Raw genomic sequence first — 17,118 nt, forward strand, 5'->3', positions numbered from 1 at the left:
AAACATTTTTGCAGGATCCATTTCTTCCTCTGGTTCCGGTTAATACATAAGTGCCGCCCCGAGAAAGGCAATAGCTGGAAGCGCTACCACCTCCTAACATAAATTTTAATTAATTAAGAAAAAAATTGTGGTAATTTTGAATTCGTCACCGCAAAGGATTTCCCTTTTTTTTTGCTTCTTTTGTACAACTAAAATTATACGAACAATGTACTGGTATATGTAACTGGTGGTAATTATTGTTACCTGATTTTCAATTCTGCCTTAATCAGATCACTCATAATTATTTCTTAAAGGAAAGTTGCATAACTCAGATCTGTCAAAAAAAGGACTTTACCTGTAAATGGCGAAGATTTCTAGTTACGCGCAATTTCCATTATACAGGTTAAAACGCTTCTAAATAAGCCATAAGGGTGTGATACCTATTTTTAAGCCCAGGCTTATACTCATATTGACAGTCATACAGCTGGCCTTTTTGCTTGCATTTCCGCAGGTGGCGCTGACTGAGCCAAGAGTATTGATAAACAAGGGGACAAACCAGCTGGCTTTGTTTGAAAACGGTTATCTTCTGGATGTTTTCCCGGTTGCCACAGGGCGCCAGCCGCAGTTTACACCGGAGGGTGACTGGCGGGTGGTAGTCAAACTTGTCTATCCCGCCTGGCGGCACCCTGATGGCGGCCCGCTTATTCCCGGTGGCGTGCCGGAAAACCCGCTGGGTCCCCGCTGGCTGGGAATTAACGCGCTGGGTACAAGCGGCAGCAACTACGGCGTGCACGGCAACAATGCCCCTTATTCTATTGGGACCTACGCCTCTTCCGGCTGTGTCAGGATGTACAATGACGATATTGTCTGGCTGTACGAACGTATTCCGGTTGGCACAGAAGTTGAAATAGTCAACAATGACCAGGATTTGGCGGCTCTCAAGAAATACGACCATGTCACCGTCAATGACATTGAACCTGAATTCCCTCCTCACCTGGGGCTAATACAGGCGGGAAAGGTTGCTTACCTGCCTGTGCGGCAGATTGTCTCATACCTGGGCTACCGCGTGATCTGGGATGACTCCGCTGATACACTGCTTGTTTCAAGCATTGAACGGGAAGTACTGATCAAACCCGGCAGCAGGTTTGTCACGGTAAACACCAAAACCTACGAGGCCGGTGACGCACCTTTTTTGCTGGATGACATGACCTATGTTCCCGACTATTATTTTAAGAACTTTTTTGGTTTTGAAAACAGCATTGGGGAAGGAAGCAGAACCCTGGCTCTGAGAGCCCCAGTAGACCCGAACGGAGGGCGGGTGGTTAAATACAACTTGGCGATACAGTTCAACGGCAAGCCTTTCAACTTGCCTGAATCCTTGTCCACTCTTAAAGACGGCCAAAACTTGCTGGTGCCGCTCCGTCCGTTCTGCGCCGCCGCCGGCGCGACGGTTGGCTGGAATGATGAAATGAAAACGGTTGAAATAAAACTAAAGGATAAGCAGGTTTCAATTCCCGTTAACGGAAGCCCGTCCAGAGTCAACGGAGTTGTTGTAGAGACCCCGGCCAACATTTTTATACACAACGGCACATCTTACCTGAACCTCAGTTTCCTGGACAGTGTTTTTGGCTTTAGTTCGGAACTTTCGGAACAAACGCGTACTTTAAAGATATCAACAGCTAAAAATGCCCAGGTGGTATTTCGTCTTTTGCCGTCGGCCCAGCTGTCTTTAAGAATGACGGGCCTTTAGGCTTTGCCCCACTGTCTTTCCTTGTCATCCGCTATTACCGCGATATGGGCGTAAGGTATTTCCTTAAATCTTGCTTTGACCATCCTTTTTACACAGAAGCCGATATCGTCACAGTCCTCAAGCTTGGTCTTCTCATCAGCCTCCACCACCATCTCAACCAGGTAATTGTTCGGGCCTACACACATAGAACGCACGTTGTGGATGTCTATCACCCCGGGTATGGTCATGACAAAATCCCCGACTTCTTTAATCAGGGCCGGATCCGCTGACTCGCCCAGGATCGCTGAAGCGTTTTCCTTGGCGGTGCCGAAACCGATGAAAAAGAGTAAAATCCCGATGAGAATGGAAGCGGCGCCGTCAAAAATAATATTCCCTGTCGCCTGTGCCAGCAGGATGGCCGCTCCCGCAACGATCAGCCCCAAAAGGGCCGCGGTATCCTCCAGGAAGATAAAACGGGTGGCCGGTGTGGATTTAGCCAATAATGGTAAAACGCGGGTGATCTTCTTCAGACCATGCGCTGCTTCCCCGGCCTCGGTCAATATGGCGCTGGTGGCCATATAGAAGGAGTAACATTCAAACAATATGCTGAGGGCGATAATGATCAGGTTTATACTGACATGCTCTAACGGCTCGGGGTGCACGATTTTCAAAATACCCCCGTAGATGGAGAGCGCTCCTCCGATGAAAAGCATGCCCAGGCTGGCGATAAAACTCCAGAAAAAGACCCTTTTGCCGTGGCCAAACTGGTAGCGGTCATCGCTGGGCCTTTGCGACTGCCTGATCCCGATCAGGAGAAAGAAACCGTTAGCCCAGTCCCCCAGGGAATGTTTGAACTCCGCCATCATGGAAGCGCTGCCGCTTAACACCGCCCCTACCAGTTTCATGGAGGCAATCAGCCCGTTCGCCACCAATGCGGCCTTGATCGCCGACTCACTGTTATGCGACACGTATATTCCTCCCATGTCAAAACTGCTTATATAATAACAAAGGGGAGGCTTTAGGACAAGTTTGCTTCAAAGCCCCCGAAACTTTTGTCATTACATTATTAACAAGCCTGATTTCCATACGGATCAGGCTTGTTGTATTAAATAATAATTATTTTTAATAAATTGTTAATGACTCAGAAACAATTGTTTGTTATTGTATTTATAGTTAACTTAATAAGCCAAACTATCCTGGCAGGGGAAGGAGGGAAGCGCTGCATACATAAAAATAGATGAGCTGCTATGAAAGCCACCAAAGTCAGAAGTCCACGAAGGAGGTGTCACTGGCGCTGTCTAAATACGGTGTCCAGGAAAAAGGCATGAGCAAAATACTGATGGTTTCACCGGAAAAGTGCATTGGTTGCAGAAGTTGTGAATTAATCTGTTCTTTTGTCAAGACAAATGAATTCAACCCCAAAAACGCCGCGGTTACAGTTCTTGCTTATGATGAGGCAGCTATCGCCGTACCGATGATGTGTATGCAGTGTGAAAACCCGTCCTGTATGAAAGTATGTCCGGTAGGCGCTATTGAATTTAAAACTACTGGAGCAGTTGTGATTAACGAAGATAAATGTATCGGATGCAAGATGTGCTTAAGCGCCTGCCCTCTGGGGAATATCGTCTTTGACGCCGGGAACAGAAAAATGGTGAAGTGTGATCTTTGCGGCGGAGTTCCTAAATGCGCTTATATTTGTCCCTCGGGAACTATTGAATACAAGGAGGCAACCTCTACCAACCTGAATAAAAAGAAACTTATCGCCGAAAAGTTCAAGGAAGTATTCGGGGAGGTGCAGTAAATAATGTTTGGCTGGATGGGAACAATTCTCCGTGTTAATTTAACAGATGGAACGATAAAAAAAGAACCGTTAAACAAAAATGACGCCTGCCTTTACCTGGGGGGACGGGGCTTGGGCACCAAGATCATGATGGATGAGGTCGACCCTCAGGTAGATCCCCTGAGCCCTGAGAACAAGCTTATTTTTATGACCGGCCCTTTGACCGGGACCGCGGCCGCGTGCCCGGGCAGATACGAAGTAATCTCTAAAGCCCCTTTAACCGGCTCCATAGGCGCGTCTAATTCCGGCGGGCATTTTGGCCCCGAATTAAAGTATGCCGGTTATGACGGTATTATATTCGAGGGCAAGGCGGAAAAACCAGTTTACCTGAGTATCAACAATGATGAAGTGAGTTTAAAAAGTGCTGTGTCCCTTTGGGGTAAAACCGTTTTTGAAACAACCGATGAGTTGCTCAAAGCAACCTCCGAGGACGCCAGGGTCACATGCATTGGCCCGGCGGGAGAAAAGCTTGTTAAGTTTGCCACCGTTATGAACGACAAGCACCGAGCGGCCGGAAGGTCCGGCCTGGGAGCAGTTATGGGGTCAAAGAACCTCAAAGCAGTGGTGGTCCGGGGAACAAAATCTATCCAGGTGGCCAACCCAGAGGAGTTTATTAAGGCTTGCTGGGACGCCAGGAGGAAGCTGAAAGCCCACCCCGTTACAGGTACAGGCCTGGGTGCTTACGGAACCGAAATACTTGTCAACATTTTGAACCAGTCCGGCGCCCTTCCTACCCGGAACTGGCAGGAAAGCTCTTTTGAACACGCCGACGAAACCAGCGGCGAGACGCTGGCGGCAAAATATCTTGTGCGCAACAAGGGCTGCTTTGGCTGCTCCATCGGCTGCGGCCGGGTGACCAGGATTCCGGACGGCCCGTTCAAAGGATTCGGGGAAGGTCCTGAATATGAAGCAGGCTGGTCACTGGGCGCGGACTGCGGTGTAAGAGACCTGGCAGCTATTTGCAAGGCCAATTTCATCTGCAACGAATTGGGGTTTGACCCTATTACCATGGGATCTACGATTGCCTGCGCCATGGAAATGTACGAAAAGGGGATCCTGGCCAAAGAAGAGCTGGGGAGAGACCTGAACTTCGGTGACGCTGAAGGCATTGTGGAATTTACCAGGTTGACCGGTTTGAGAGAAGGGTTTGGAGATAAAATGGCGGAAGGCTCCTTCCGGTTGGCTTCTATGTACGGACACCCTGAGCTGTCCATGACTGTAAAGAAACAGGAAATGCCGGCTTATGACGGCAGGGGCGTGCAGGGCATGGGCCTCGAGTATGCCACTTCCAACCGCGGCGGCTGCCATGTCAGAGGCTACCTTACTTCTCCGGAGATACTTGGTATACCCCAGAAACTCGACCCGCTGGTCACAACTGATAAAGCCATGTGGCTTAAGATATTCCAGGATCTGACGGCAGTTGTCGATTCAGCGAACATTTGCCTGTTTTCCACCTTTGCAATCGGCCTCCCGGAAATTTCCTCAATGCTCAGAACAGCCCTGGGCTGGGATTGCACCGATGAGGAAATCCTTAAGATCGGTGAGCGCATCTGGAATCTTGAAAAGCTTTTCAATCTTAAGGCCGGCTTTACTAAAGCGGATGACAGACTGCCCGACAGGCTTCTGAAAGAACAGGTGAAAAAAGGGCCGGCAAAAGGTAAGGTTGTCGAGCTTGATGTCATGCTGACGGAGTATTACGCTTTGAGAGGCTGGGATACGGAAGGCATACCAACTGATGAAAAATTAAAAGAACTTTCCCTATAGACTAATTGAAAGACCTTGTGTTTTAATCTGTAAGTTGCCGGTGGTAAAGCTGCCGGCAGCTTGCATATTCGTTCATTTATCAGTCGGGGTGATGTTTATGAAAGTTATGTTCTTTGCCTACATCAGGGATTACACCGGAACTAAAGAAACTTATTATCAACACTGTCAAACCCTTAAAGAGCTGTTGGAAAAGCTGTCCGATCAATACGGCGAAAAGTTCCGGGCTAAAATATTTCAGGGGGAAAACCTTGGCCCGGAGATTATCATCCTTGTAAACGGGAGGCATGTGGAGCATCTGGCCGGGTTGGCCACAAAGCTTAATGAATATGATGAGATTTCCATTTTTCCGGTAGTAGCCGGAGGTTAAAAGGATCAGGCCTGTGGACTGGTGACTGAAACGAAAGGATGAAAAATATGACAGTGGAGAAGAACTCTCAAAGAATTCTCTCATATACCCGGGATGTCATGGCAGGTTATCCGCGGGAACAAAGATTTACACTGGCCATGCTTCAGGACATACAAAAGAAATATAAATATATTCCCAGAGAGTCACTGGAACAGCTTTCCGATCACCTTGGCGTCCCTCTAAGCAAGCTGTACAGCATAGCTACTTTTTATAAAGCTTTAAGCCTGCAGCCAAAGGGGGACCACGTTATAAGAGTCTGTGACGGCACAGCCTGTCATATACGGTCCTCCATGGTTATTGTTGACGAGTTGGCGAAAATTCTCATGATTAAGCCCGGGGAAACCACCAGTGACGGCAAGTTTTCCCTTGAAACGGTAAACTGTCTCGGTTCCTGCGCCATGGCCCCGGCTATGGTTATAGATGAAACATATTACGGCAAGGTTACACCCTCCAGGACAAGGGAAATTTTGAACGAATACGGGGGTGTGGACTGTGAGTGAAAGCAACCGGCCGAAACGGACAATCCTGGTCTGCTGCGGGACAGGCTGTCTGGCCAACCACAGCCTGAAAATATACCATAAACTCAAAGAACTTATCACTAAAGCTGGTGTTGACGTTGCTGTTGAGACATACATCAAAACCACAGGCTGCAATGGCTTGTGTGAAAAAGGCCCTATTGTCAAAATAACGCCGGATGATATCGCCTATTTTAAAGTCAAAGAGAGTGATGTTGAAGAAATCTTTGAAAAAACCATTCTTCAGGGCGAGGTCATCAACCGGCTGCTGTACCTCGACAGCGTAACCGGTAAAAGATTCAAATCCCACAAAGAAAATGATTTTTACAAGCGGCAGATGAAGATAGCGCTCAGAAATATAGGCGAAATCGACCCGGCGGATATCTTTGATTATATCGAAAGAGGAGGCTACGAATCTCTCAAAAAAGCACTGTTCACCATGACTCCGGAGAGTATTATCGAAGAAGTTGTCAAATCGGGCTTGAGAGGCAGAGGCGGGGCCGGTTTCCCAACCGGGCGCAAGTGGAAACAATGTGCTGGCTACAATAATTATCCGAAATATGTTCTTTGCAACGGCGACGAAGGAGACCCGGGAGCGTTTATGGACCGGAGCATCATGGAGGGTGACCCGCACAGCATTATTGAAGGCATGGCCATTTGCGCTTACGCCCTTGGTTCAAATACAGGTTTTGCCTATATCCGCGATGAGTACGCCCTGGCGGTAAAAAACATGTCCAATGCCATTAATAAAGCAAAAGAAGCCAAGTTCCTGGGCGAAAATATTCTTGGCAGCGGGTTTAATTTTGACATTCAGATCGTCCGGGGCGGTGGTGCTTTTGTCTGTGGTGAATCCACTGCTTTGATGTCTTCCATCGAAGGTAAAGTAGGAGAGCCAAGGGCCAAGTATATTCGCTCAGTGGAAAAAGGTCTGTGGGGCCAGCCTACGGTTCTGAATAATGTGGAAACCTGGGCCAATATACCTGTTATTATTGAAAAGGGCGGCGAGTGGTACAGCGGCATCGGAGCCCCCAAAAGTACCGGTACAAAGGTATTCTCTCTGGTCGGCAAGATCAGGAACACCGGTCTGGTGGAAGTGCCGATGGGGATTGCGCTAAGGGAATTGATCTTTGACATCGGAGGTGGAATTACCGCGGGGAGAAAGTTCAAGGCAGTGCAAACCGGCGGTCCGTCCGGTGGCTGCATCCCCGAGAGCTTGCTGGACCTGAACGTGGATTTTGACTCTTTAACCAAAGCAGGATCCATGATGGGCTCCGGCGGAATGATTGTTATGGACGAGCGGACCTGCATGGTTGATGTGGCCAGGTACTATCTGAACTTCCTCGCCGAGGAATCCTGCGGCAAATGCCTCCCCTGCCGGGAAGGCATCAAAAGAATGCTGGAGATTCTAAACAGTATCTGCGCTGGTAAAGGGCTTGCCGGGGATATAGAACTATTGCAGGAAATCTGCGCAACGGTCAGCGAGGCATCCCTCTGCGCCCTGGGCAAAAGCGCCCCCAACCCGGTCGTCACTACCATACACTATTTTGAGGATGAATACCTGGCTCATATCCGGGATAAAAGGTGCCCGGCCGGTGTATGCAAGGAACTGACAACTTATTATATTGACCCGGAAAACTGTAAAGGTTGCGGGCTTTGCCTGAAGAATTGTCCGGCCGGGGCTGTTTCCGGCCAACCTAAATCCTGGCACAGTATCGATCAGAAGTTGTGCATCAAATGCGGCAACTGCATTGACAATTGCAAGTTCCATGCGGTTAAAATCAGGTAGGGAGGTGTATTACTTGATCATCACCATCAATGGTCGACAGTGCGAGGCGGAACATGGTGAGTTCATTCTTGATGTTGCTCTCAGGAACGGGATACAAATCCCTACCCTCTGCCACAGCGAAGCTTTGCCGGGGCTGGCAAGCTGCAGGCTGTGCATCGTCGAGGTTATTGAAAACAACTGGAGTAAAGTTGTGGCTTCCTGCGTATACCCTATTACCAGTGAGATAGAGGTGGTCACCCACTCAGAAAAAATCAAGCGGATGAGAAAGACGCTGCTTAAGCTGCTTGGGGCAAGGGCTCCCCAAAACGCCTACGTCAGGAAGCTGCTGGCGGAACACGAAGTAACTCCCGCGGCACGGTTTCAGGGAGATCCGGATGAGAACTGTATTATGTGCGGCCTCTGTGTCAGCGCCTGCGACAAGATCGGCGCCGGAGCCATATCCACCGTTTACAGGGGTATTGCAAAAAAAGTATCGACCCCGTATGACGAACCGTCAAAGACCTGCATCGGGTGCTCCGCCTGTGCCGGCGTTTGCCCGACCGGTGCTATAAAGGTACAGGAGAGCCATGGCAAAAGAATAATCTGGAAAAAGGAATTTGAACTGCTTTCATGCGCTGTTTGCGGTAAGCCCTTTATTACACCGGAACAAATCGCTTACCTGAAAGCCAAATTAAACCAGGAAATAGATGAAATTTTATGTGAAACATGTAAGAGGAAAGCAGCCGGAGAGCGTTTCGCACAAACTTGCGCTGATCTTACTGCAAGCAAAGGTTTATTACGCTAAAGGCTTGCTTTTTTATATAAGACTGACAGAAACTATATTGCGGGAATGGTCAAAATATAAATGGGGGAAGCAAGAAAACTATATACTTGCTTCCCCCTATATCCTAAAAGGCTCTGGGCATTTATTACATCATGCCGCCCATAACTTAACCCGCTTTTTCGGGATTAAGCGTTAATGATGTTACAACCTAATAGCCGTATGTTATAATGGTTTATGCCCATTCTGTAAATTTTTAACTGTAACAACTCTGAAGGTAGTTGACCGTCAATTTTTCCCCTTCCGTGACCATTCCGTGACCATAGTCAATATTGACAATGCCTTACCTGCCATATCTTTAACGGCGTTTCAGTGGTTGAATGTGACCAATAAGCGTTCAACAAGTAACCCCGGCCTGCGCCGGGGTGGTTATCATCGCTATTGATTTTTTGCGACATCTATTCCAGCCTTTTCCTTCGCCTGGTACAGCTTCATCACCGCACCCATAATGAAGGAGTCTGCGCTTTTTATTTTGTCTTTGAAGTTTTGCATATCACTAGGCTTTTGATCGTCCAGGAACTTCATAACGCTATCTAACGCCTCAGCCTTGAGCATATAGGCCGTACCAATCTCAGACTTTGTGTCATCCAATAGTTTGTTTATCTCTTTTGTAGTCTGAGGTGTTTTTACCTTGCTCATTGCAAACTGAGTTTCCTTACATTTATCCTTCGCTTTGGATGCCGCTGAATACACTTCATAGATAGTGGCCTTGCCGTTGCCCATATCGCTCATCTTGGTCGTGTATATCTCTATAGCGTTAGTGGCGATTTTCTCTGTCGCGAAAACTTGCTTCTCAAATTCTAGTATTTCAGCCTTCTGTGCTTCTGTAAGGCTTGCAGCGCTGGTCTGGCTGGCGGGCTCAGTGGTTACTGGTTTATCGGTTGGTGACCTGCTAAACATAAACCCGAAGACCGCAAAAATTATAATACAGGCCAAGCAACCAATAGTACTAGTATTCTTTTTCTTTTTCTCCGTACTCTCTTGGGCTGGGTTTTCTTCCAAGATATAACGCCTCCTTTTTTAAATCGACTTTCGCCGATCTAAATTTTCCCCACCAAGATCAGGTGCGTAAACGACCCCCCTAGTTTATGTTGTCGCCGGCGCCTGGGTTTGCTGTGTACCACTACCGCCACAACCCACAAGCGCCAACGCCAACAGTGTTATCAATGCCGCAAGTATCCATCTTTTCAACATGATTCCTCCTTTTCAAAATTTCCAATCCATTTCGACGCATCCCCGTAGCTTCCTCCCCATTCGACAGGATAAGACATAATGTTACATGAACCCCCGGCTCTCACCGGGGGACTCACTCCAAACTTTTCAACTGATCAATATGCCAAAGCTGCAAATATTGCAGCTCCTTTTTCTTTCGCTTAAGCCGTCGCTTCTCCTTGGGATCGGCGGCCTGGGCTATCTGCTGCTTTAGTTTGACTATCTCTTCTAACGTGCGGGTGATAGCTTCCTGGAGTTCTTCGCGGGCCAGAGTCATGGTAGCACCTCACCCAATCCGACATCTCGCATCAGCCCGCTGTACAAGCTCCATGGTTGTAAAATTGCTAAAAACAAACTTAATCTGATGATCATATACATCCTTATTAAACGGCCTTTTCTTCTGATCCTCAATGGCTGTCTTCAGTTTCCGGGAAAAGCCCGCGCTCAATCCGATCAAGCGCATAGCCTTTATAATACCGGTTCTGGCATCCACCAGGAATATATGCAGGCCAAACCCCTGACCTTCGCCCATCTCCAGGAACTCAAAAGGCTCCGACAGGTGCGCGGTGTACGGCGCGTCCATCCAGTTCAGACCGGCAAACCTGGCTAAAAAGAAAATGACGTCATCCTTGGCATAGAACCCGGCCTCGAATCTGCCGGATTTGACGCTCTCGATCTCTTTAGGTGTGGGACCGGCAAAGAACACCAGCAACACCGGCCCTGACTGAGTAAAGTCAAATTTCACCGTTTCTGGGTAGCTGGTAATTTCCTCGGCAAACAACTTCCCGACCTCGTATTTACGCATGATATTACTCCTTTCTATATCCATGCCCCTTTTTTGTCATCGCCTCTAAAAGTACTGATAGCCGTTTCGGGCTTAACTCCGTCCCGACAAACCTTTTGCCTGCCCGGTGTGCGTTCACCCCCACCAGGCCCCGGCCCATACACAGGTCGCCGATACAGGAGTAATCCTCATTCTCGCATATCCAGGCGATAATATCCTCTTCGTCCATGTAGTCCAGGGGTAGCTTTTTTCTTTTTGTCCCGCCCCGGATCACATAACAGAGATGGTTCTTTTTGTGGTAGTAGGTGCTATTGTAAAATGTAACAGATCGGTATAGATGCTTCATCTCCAGGATAAATTCAGCCAGATACTCCTTGCCCACTTCGACGTAGCATGTCGCCGGTGCCATTTGGGCAATGCACTCAAACAGCCGCTTATAAAACCGCTCAAAGCTCTCCTGATAGTCTGACCGCTCAGCCTTTGTGTAAAACGTGTTCAGGTTCCCCAGATTCCAAGGAGGATCAACAAAAACAAGGTCCGCGGTCAGCATAAACTCCGGCAAAGGGTCAAAGATATTATGCACCTTGACCATGCTCCCGTTGTCAAAAACGGCTATCTCGCCGTCATTAATGGGATATCGCAAATATGCATCACCGTAGTTCCACTTAGGCATCGTCAGTGACCTCGACCATTTCCCAGGCCTTGGAGTATATCTGGTTTTTAAACAACTCCGCAATGCCGGTGATTTGTTTGAGCCGGAAAACCTCCTCAATTTCCATGCCTAGCTTCTGGGCTATCTCGGCATCGTCCACCCCCTGTTGAACTAAGGCCTGAACCAGGTCGCCCATGAGCTCCACCTGATGCACGCCCCGGGCACGGTTAAACTGGACGGTGGCCGCCATGCGCTGGGATATGTCATGATCCAAAACAATGATGGGTATTTCCCTTGCCTCCAGGTAGTCACGAAAAATTAGATAGCGGTGGAAGCCGTCAACAATGATATACTTTTCGCTGTCCGGGTCCCAAACCGTGACAACCGCAAAACAGAATCCGTTTGACAAAATAGACTCTTCCAGCAGTGCCATATTGTTTGATGCCACCGCATTGGGGTTGTAGGTATTGGCCTGCACCTGGCCGATATCCACAATGCGCACGTCCAGCAGTGGTAGCTTGACCGATCCCTTCTTGGTCTCAATAATCATAGTAGCGCCCTCCATTTTTCTATCATTGCTTCCCTGGGGTCCGGCTTATTGTCCACCGGCAGGTTGTTCTCGTAGTCATTTAAAACCAGCTGGCGGCATTGTTGCCGGGCCACATATCTGTTATTTAGTTGCCTGGCAAACCGCTTCTCAAATATAGGCTTTTTCTCCGGGTCCGGGTAAGTTTCCAACAGGAAGTCACGGTATGCAATCCAGGTGCTGAAGTTTTTCGGTAACTTCTGCACCCGCAGCATTTTGCTGTCTTTCCCGTACAGGTTACCGATACTGATTCCCTTGATTCGCTTGAGTAGTCGGTCATATGTTTTCGGCTCAAACTCCGGCAGCTCCACCAGTGCTTTGAATGACTTCTCATGTATTAGGCTGGACACCCGGATCTCCTGCAAGCCCATGCCCTTCTTATACATGTAGTCATATATCTTGCTATACCTTAGCTGGTTATCATAGATATACTTCCACACATCGTGAAAGTTCCAGTCATACAGAGGATAAAATGAGGCGCACCCGTGCGGCATTTTGGTGCACCAGCAGACGTTTTTGTATCCGGGATTCTTGGATACCGCCCGCCATCTATTGGGGCTCTCGGTGGCTCTCAGGCCCACCAGGAAGGCTGTATTCTCCCGTGAGTGCTGGAAGTTCTCCAGGGCATCGTAGAACCCAAAACCCTTATTCTTGTCCCGGACGGTCTCTTTCGCCCGGTCCCAGGGCTTGTACTGGATAGAAAAAGACTTCTTCGGACGCATCCAGATTTTATGTTTCCCGGCTTCCCAGCAGATGAGCTGCCCCTCTGTTAGGCTGGTGGCATTCGTCAGCTTGAATTCTATCTGCAACCACAGGGGGATCGTATTCTCCGGGTACAGGCTCAGGATGTACTCTATCTGTTTGATTGTGCTATCATAAACCACTTCTTCGTCCAGGAAGAATATCCCGATCCTGCGCCCCCGCCGGTGAGCCTCGGTCAACGCCAGGTGAGCCAGGACGGTGCTGTCTTTGCCCCCACTGATGGACACAATGATATTCTCAAATTCGTCAAATATGTACGCCATACGCTCCCTGGCGGCATCCAGCACGGTTCTATTTATATAGACTTGCCTGAGCATAGATAGCTTCCAACCTCGCTTTCCACTTCATAAACTCAGTTATTATGACACTGTCAATAGATAAGACAGTGCTCAAATATTTTATCCTGCTCATGCCGGTGGTTTTAAGAAAGTCATTAAAATTCAGCCGGCGGTAGTGCATATCTATCACAATATAATCACCTTTGCCGGTTATCTCTTGGTATGACTTTACGTTTTCCATGTTAAACCGCTTGTTCCTTGCAATATATAGCTTGTCCGGCTCAATGGCCTTTTTCTTTATGTCACCGGCCAGGATCTGCAGATTCCGGGGGATTGTATCCGGGTCTTTTTCGCCCAGGCCGTCAAATAGCTGCTGTTTCTTTTTTTCGTACCGCTCCCGGTCTTTCTCGGTAGTTTCCACGTTGATTGTTTCCAGCTTTACTTTGACAGGCTTGATTTTTATGTCCTCGTTCTGGAGATATACATAATCAAAACCCTTGCCTTTGTACTTCCCTTTGTTTTCAAAGTCCAGCAAGATCATAAAGTCATCCTTGCTTTCAATAATGGGAAAGTGCTCAAATATAAGCCGATGCGGTGTCTGGTTTAGGTAATGATGGGCACAATTATAAATCAATTCACTTCGGTTCTGTGTCCTCATGCAGCCGTCCATGATAATGAGGCTGCTGTGATCTATATTATCCAGCAGTCGGTAGAAAAACTTATACATTTCAATGTCAGCATACTCTATGTATTCAATATCACAATCAACCTTATATTTGACCGGAAAGGCTTTGAAATAGAAGCAGAACACCTTTTTTATGCCGTTGTTGTCCAGGTAGCTATCGATTTCCTTTTGTTTTTCTCGGGGGCCTAATCCTATGCGTATCATAACCCCTTAATCAACTCCCTCAGCTTGCCCTTTTTATCTTTGACCTTATCAACTTCGGCCTTAAATTCCTCCACAACGCTGCCTTTTTTGGCCAGTGCTGACGCTATACGGTCGTCTATACTATCCGTACACTGGATATCTATGTATGTAACTGGGTATGCCTGGCCTATCCGGTGACAGCGATCCTCAGCCTGAAGGCGCTCTGAGTATTTAAAATCGTTGTTGTAAAAAATAACGTAATGCGCCTCATTCAGCGTCAGCCCATGCCCGCCGCACTTCGGGGTCCCGACGAAAAACCTAGCGCCGGCATGGAACTTTTCTTCCTCCTTGTTCCGCTGCTTCTCACTCAGTCCACCGTGATAGACGGCGACGCTCTCCACTCCGAAGAATCCAGTCAGTGCTTCGACAATATGCTCTATGTCATACCGGTATTTCGCCCAGATAATAATTTTTTCCTTGGGCTGTATGCTGTTTACTATATCTAAAAGGATCTCGATCCTCTTGTGTTCAAATTCAAGTTTCTCAAATTCGCCCCTCTTGATTCTTCTATTCCAGAACCCGCAGACGATTTCCTGCAGGACCGTAAATAGCCTGAAAATGGCGATGGAATCAATATCATCGTCAGCCAGGGACATAAATATTTCGTCCTTCGCCGCTTCGTAGGCAAGCCGCTGCTGCATATTCATCCGGAAATATCGGGTCGTGTAGAGTTTCGGCGGCAGATCCAGACATTCCTCTTTCGTAACCTGGTACACATACGGCTGCACCTTTGCCGCCAGGAATTCCGTGTTGTGACTGCGAACGATCATCCCTGGGTATTTGTCGCTGTACTCCAGGTGGTTGGCAGCGAAGCTGTAAAACGATTTGTACCCCAGGATTTTCGGGCTCAAAAAACGCATCTGGGCGAACAGGTCAACCACTCCCTGAGACAGCGGCGTGCCGGTCAGAATGAGCCGGTATCGCGCCCGCTTGGACAGCTCCGTGATGCGCTGCGTCCGCATAGAGTATGACCCTTTGATGTAGCTCGATTCGTCCAGGATTACGAACGTCCGGGACGTGATCAGTTTTTTGGCCGCCAGCACGACACGGGCGCTCGAGCTCATGGACTCAATGCCGATGATGTACCACATAGCACGCGGCAGGTTTCGCTCGTTGGTCCGGTCGTCGAAAACATAAACATCCGCGCAATCGGTATGCTTCAGTATCTCACGTCTGACCGTCTCTTTAAGGGATACCGGGCAGAAATAGACCACATGGTCAATCCGTTCTAGTCGGCGCGACACAAGCTCAATAGCCGTCCTGCTCTTCCCCGTGCCCATATCCATAAATAAGGCGCCAATGCGGGTAGGCAGTACTTTTTGCACTGCCTGAATTTGATGTGGGAGTAGTTCAGTTTTAAGGTTCATATTCTTCATTTCCTGATATCCAGCATCCGGGGTTTGCTTCTGCCAACCGCATTTCACGCGGATGGTTCTTTTTCAGGTATTCTACATGCTTTTGCGTCAACGAGAAGGATCTAGTCAAGTGTTCAAATGGGTTGAACATGCGCCACTCGCCCGTGCGGGTGAACATGATTTTCTGACATCTCAACATTAATTATCCCTCCCTAAATTCATCGTTAATGCCAACCTCCGCAGGCACTTCCAGTACAGGCGGTTTGCCTGAAGCAATTTCCCGCGGCTTTTCCTTCGGCGCTTCAACACTCACTACTAGTGCGGCCTCTTTGTCCCGCCTGGCTTGCTCTATTGCTTCCAAGGCCATGTCGGACACCTTGAACCCGTACATCTGCGCGAAGTCCAGGACTTCCTCAAAGTTTTCAGGCGGAACCACCACAGACGGACTGCTCCAGCGGGCTCCAGCGATACGCTTCGCGGCCTTGTAAAAGTCGTCTGGCCGGCTCCAGTTGATGGCCAGCCAGCCGGTGTATTTCTCGCTGGTACGCAGTTGCACCCAGCGGGTACATTCGGGCTCATAGTCGCCAGCAATGGCCCTGGCTCTGATAGCCTCGTCATATATCCGCACCGCAAACCCTGCCGCCAGCAGCCTATGCCCTGCCTCTGCCGCCCGGTCCTGTGGCGTGCCGTTCTTGGCACTCAGTTTGCGCCGCCAGCAGTTGCTTTCCCACCTATAGCCTATACCCCTGACAAGCTCCCGAAAATCGTCGCGCCGCTCCGGGAAGGAGATTTCAACCGCGCTGTCCAGTGACCTAATCTCGGCAACTAAGTCCGTTTTGGGATTTTCTGGTCTGACTGTGGCTTCTGTTTTTGCTTCGGAAATGGCTGGCTGAAGTTTTTTCGCTTTAACCTCTTTTGCCGCCTTTGCTACCAAGTGCATAAGTTCACCGGGTAAATTCATGCCCCGGTTGTCGATCCACCAGCGTGCCTCAACCGTGTTCCTGATGTGGTCGATGGCAGTCAATAATTCTGGCTTGTTCCTGTGCTCTGGCTTGACCCGCTTGTATATAAACTCGTCTATATCGGCAAGCATCTGCTGCCGGATAGTCTCCGCCCAGGCTACTTGTTTTTCGCTGCCGGCCAGGGCAGGCAGGCCCTGCTCTTTGGCGACCTCTGCGGCTTCCCTGTTCTCCTTCTCGCGCTCCTCGGCAAGTTTCGCCTGGTAACACTCAGAACATAGCTTTTGCGGCTCGACCTTCTCTAGCCGCCAGTCCCGATCTTTGAGCTTGCCGAACAAGACCACGGTTTCTTCGTGCCCGCAGGCGCGGGTGACTGTGTATTTAGCCATGGTGCAACCCTCCTACCATACAAAGCCCGGCATGGTGTTGTTGCTGTGTTTCGGGCCGTTGGCTACCTTCGCGCTCGATGGTGAATTCTTTCATTTTCTTTCCCCCTCGATTAATCTTTCTATAATAAGTATATCAGGTATATATCTACCTGTCAACAAGGAGGGTAAAAATTTTTCATTCTTTTTCAATCTCTTCTATCCGTGCCATGATTGCCGATAGCGCAATAGACGTAGCGGAATATTTCGCGCCAGGGTTGTTCTTGTTTAGCTTTTCCGCTGCGCTTTTAAGCCGTTTTTTCCAGGCTTTAGGCAGGCGGATCAAAATACTGGTTGTACCTGGAGCGTATTGGTTTGGCATAAAACAGCCTCCTTGA

General features: G+C 48.7%; 19 protein-coding genes. 7 read left to right on the forward strand and 12 right to left on the reverse strand.

What is annotated here, in order from left to right:
• Positions 1 to 472 precede the first annotated feature (472 nt).
• Entirely contained in the window at positions 473 to 1,729 is a 1,257-nt protein-coding gene (locus tag Pmgp_RS01115; RefSeq protein WP_153189169.1) for a L,D-transpeptidase family protein, read from the forward strand.
• Here the strand turns inward: Pmgp_RS01115 and Pmgp_RS01120 are convergent.
• Positions 1,726 to 2,676, reverse strand: coding sequence for a cation diffusion facilitator family transporter (locus Pmgp_RS01120; protein WP_134212126.1), 951 nt, complete (start codon positions 2,674 to 2,676; stop codon positions 1,726 to 1,728). The genes Pmgp_RS01115 and Pmgp_RS01120 overlap by 4 nt on opposite strands.
• A 269-nt stretch (positions 2,677 to 2,945) precedes the next feature.
• On the opposite strand from Pmgp_RS01120, the gene Pmgp_RS01125 reads away from it, so the two are divergent.
• The 6 genes from Pmgp_RS01125 to Pmgp_RS01150 all read left to right on the forward strand — a co-directional run bounded on the left by Pmgp_RS01125 (position 2,946) and on the right by Pmgp_RS01150 (position 8,803).
• On the forward strand, positions 2,946 to 3,509 hold the full coding sequence (locus Pmgp_RS01125; RefSeq protein WP_243119675.1) for a 4Fe-4S dicluster domain-containing protein: 564 nt from the start codon (positions 2,946 to 2,948) through the stop codon (positions 3,507 to 3,509).
• A gap of 3 nt (positions 3,510 to 3,512) precedes the next feature.
• A complete protein-coding gene (locus Pmgp_RS01130) occupies positions 3,513 to 5,312 on the forward strand; it encodes an aldehyde ferredoxin oxidoreductase family protein (RefSeq protein WP_192902715.1) in 1,800 nt (599 codons plus the stop codon).
• A gap of 97 nt (positions 5,313 to 5,409) precedes the next feature.
• The gene (locus tag Pmgp_RS01135) at positions 5,410 to 5,679 is read left to right on the forward strand and encodes a ubiquitin-like small modifier protein 1 (RefSeq protein ID WP_134212128.1); all 270 of its coding nucleotides are present in this window, start codon (positions 5,410 to 5,412) and stop codon (positions 5,677 to 5,679) included.
• Between the two features lie 47 nt (positions 5,680 to 5,726).
• Positions 5,727 to 6,218, forward strand: coding sequence for an NADH-quinone oxidoreductase subunit NuoE (gene nuoE / locus Pmgp_RS01140; protein ID WP_243119676.1), 492 nt, complete (start codon positions 5,727 to 5,729; stop codon positions 6,216 to 6,218).
• Entirely contained in the window at positions 6,211 to 8,019 is a 1,809-nt protein-coding gene (locus Pmgp_RS01145) for an NADH-ubiquinone oxidoreductase-F iron-sulfur binding region domain-containing protein (RefSeq protein WP_134212130.1), read from the forward strand. Before nuoE ends, Pmgp_RS01145 begins: the two co-directional genes overlap by 8 nt.
• 13 nt (positions 8,020 to 8,032) lie before the next feature.
• A complete protein-coding gene (locus Pmgp_RS01150; protein WP_134212131.1) occupies positions 8,033 to 8,803 on the forward strand; it encodes a 2Fe-2S iron-sulfur cluster-binding protein in 771 nt (256 codons plus the stop codon).
• 414 nt (positions 8,804 to 9,217) lie between these two features.
• Here the strand turns inward: Pmgp_RS01150 and Pmgp_RS01155 are convergent, their stop codons facing one another.
• The 11 genes from Pmgp_RS01155 to Pmgp_RS01205 all read right to left on the reverse strand — a co-directional run bounded on the left by Pmgp_RS01155 (position 9,218) and on the right by Pmgp_RS01205 (position 17,102).
• Positions 9,218 to 9,841, reverse strand: coding sequence for a hypothetical protein (locus tag Pmgp_RS01155; protein ID WP_134212132.1), 624 nt, complete (start codon positions 9,839 to 9,841; stop codon positions 9,218 to 9,220).
• A 304-nt stretch (positions 9,842 to 10,145) separates the two neighbouring features.
• On the reverse strand, positions 10,146 to 10,328 hold the full coding sequence (locus tag Pmgp_RS01160) for a hypothetical protein (RefSeq protein WP_134212133.1): 183 nt from the start codon (positions 10,326 to 10,328) through the stop codon (positions 10,146 to 10,148).
• Between the two features lie 9 nt (positions 10,329 to 10,337).
• Entirely contained in the window at positions 10,338 to 10,856 is a 519-nt protein-coding gene (locus tag Pmgp_RS01165; protein ID WP_134212134.1) for a hypothetical protein, read from the reverse strand.
• Between the two features lie 4 nt (positions 10,857 to 10,860).
• Positions 10,861 to 11,508 (reverse strand): class I SAM-dependent methyltransferase, encoded by a 648-nt coding sequence (locus Pmgp_RS01170; protein ID WP_134212135.1) that lies wholly within the window; start codon positions 11,506 to 11,508, stop codon positions 10,861 to 10,863.
• Positions 11,501 to 12,037, reverse strand: a complete 537-nt coding sequence (locus tag Pmgp_RS01175; protein WP_134212136.1) for a ParB N-terminal domain-containing protein — start codon at positions 12,035 to 12,037, stop codon at positions 11,501 to 11,503. The genes Pmgp_RS01170 and Pmgp_RS01175 overlap by 8 nt, the downstream gene beginning before the upstream one ends.
• On the reverse strand, positions 12,034 to 13,152 hold the full coding sequence (locus tag Pmgp_RS01180; RefSeq protein ID WP_134212137.1) for a phosphoadenosine phosphosulfate reductase domain-containing protein: 1,119 nt from the start codon (positions 13,150 to 13,152) through the stop codon (positions 12,034 to 12,036). The genes Pmgp_RS01175 and Pmgp_RS01180 overlap by 4 nt, the downstream gene beginning before the upstream one ends.
• Entirely contained in the window at positions 13,127 to 14,002 is an 876-nt protein-coding gene (locus Pmgp_RS01185) for a hypothetical protein (protein WP_134212138.1), read from the reverse strand. The genes Pmgp_RS01180 and Pmgp_RS01185 overlap by 26 nt, the downstream gene beginning before the upstream one ends.
• Positions 13,999 to 15,408, reverse strand: a complete 1,410-nt coding sequence (locus Pmgp_RS01190) for a DEAD/DEAH box helicase (RefSeq protein ID WP_134212139.1) — start codon at positions 15,406 to 15,408, stop codon at positions 13,999 to 14,001. Before Pmgp_RS01190 ends, Pmgp_RS01185 begins: the two co-directional genes overlap by 4 nt.
• Positions 15,398 to 15,595, reverse strand: a complete 198-nt coding sequence (locus Pmgp_RS01195; protein ID WP_134212140.1) for a hypothetical protein — start codon at positions 15,593 to 15,595, stop codon at positions 15,398 to 15,400. Before Pmgp_RS01195 ends, Pmgp_RS01190 begins: the two co-directional genes overlap by 11 nt.
• Positions 15,596 to 15,598: 3 nt before the next feature.
• A complete protein-coding gene (locus tag Pmgp_RS01200) occupies positions 15,599 to 16,744 on the reverse strand; it encodes a hypothetical protein (protein ID WP_134212141.1) in 1,146 nt (381 codons plus the stop codon).
• A gap of 175 nt (positions 16,745 to 16,919) precedes the next feature.
• Positions 16,920 to 17,102, reverse strand: coding sequence for a hypothetical protein (locus tag Pmgp_RS01205; RefSeq protein ID WP_134212142.1), 183 nt, complete (start codon positions 17,100 to 17,102; stop codon positions 16,920 to 16,922).
• Positions 17,103 to 17,118: the final 16 nt, after the last annotated feature.

The sequence above is a fragment of the Pelotomaculum propionicicum genome (genome assembly GCF_004369225.1).
GTDB classification, from domain to species: Bacteria; Bacillota; Desulfotomaculia; order Desulfotomaculales; family Pelotomaculaceae; genus Pelotomaculum_B; species Pelotomaculum_B propionicicum.

What these genes read in the sequence shown, in the direction of transcription:
- Pmgp_RS01125 (WP_243119675.1), top strand. Translation starts at nt 2,946, where the DNA reads ATGAGCTGCTATGAAAGCCACCAAAGTCAGAAGTCCACGAAGGAGGTG.
- Pmgp_RS01130 (WP_192902715.1), top strand. Translation starts at nt 3,513, where the DNA reads ATGTTTGGCTGGATGGGAACAATTCTCCGTGTTAATTTAACAGATGGA.
- Pmgp_RS01135 (WP_134212128.1), top strand. Translation starts at nt 5,410, where the DNA reads ATGAAAGTTATGTTCTTTGCCTACATCAGGGATTACACCGGAACTAAA.
- nuoE (WP_243119676.1), top strand. Translation starts at nt 5,727, where the DNA reads ATGACAGTGGAGAAGAACTCTCAAAGAATTCTCTCATATACCCGGGAT.
- Pmgp_RS01160 (WP_134212133.1), bottom strand. Translation starts at nt 10,328, where the DNA reads ATGACTCTGGCCCGCGAAGAACTCCAGGAAGCTATCACCCGCACGTTA.
- Pmgp_RS01165 (WP_134212134.1), bottom strand. Translation starts at nt 10,856, where the DNA reads ATGCGTAAATACGAGGTCGGGAAGTTGTTTGCCGAGGAAATTACCAGC.
- Pmgp_RS01170 (WP_134212135.1), bottom strand. Translation starts at nt 11,508, where the DNA reads ATGCCTAAGTGGAACTACGGTGATGCATATTTGCGATATCCCATTAAT.
- Pmgp_RS01175 (WP_134212136.1), bottom strand. Translation starts at nt 12,037, where the DNA reads ATGATTATTGAGACCAAGAAGGGATCGGTCAAGCTACCACTGCTGGAC.
- Pmgp_RS01180 (WP_134212137.1), bottom strand. Translation starts at nt 13,152, where the DNA reads ATGCTCAGGCAAGTCTATATAAATAGAACCGTGCTGGATGCCGCCAGG.
- Pmgp_RS01185 (WP_134212138.1), bottom strand. Translation starts at nt 14,002, where the DNA reads ATGATACGCATAGGATTAGGCCCCCGAGAAAAACAAAAGGAAATCGAT.
- Pmgp_RS01190 (WP_134212139.1), bottom strand. Translation starts at nt 15,408, where the DNA reads ATGAACCTTAAAACTGAACTACTCCCACATCAAATTCAGGCAGTGCAA.
- Pmgp_RS01195 (WP_134212140.1), bottom strand. Translation starts at nt 15,595, where the DNA reads ATGTTGAGATGTCAGAAAATCATGTTCACCCGCACGGGCGAGTGGCGC.
- Pmgp_RS01200 (WP_134212141.1), bottom strand. Translation starts at nt 16,744, where the DNA reads ATGGCTAAATACACAGTCACCCGCGCCTGCGGGCACGAAGAAACCGTG.
- Pmgp_RS01205 (WP_134212142.1), bottom strand. Translation starts at nt 17,102, where the DNA reads ATGCCAAACCAATACGCTCCAGGTACAACCAGTATTTTGATCCGCCTG.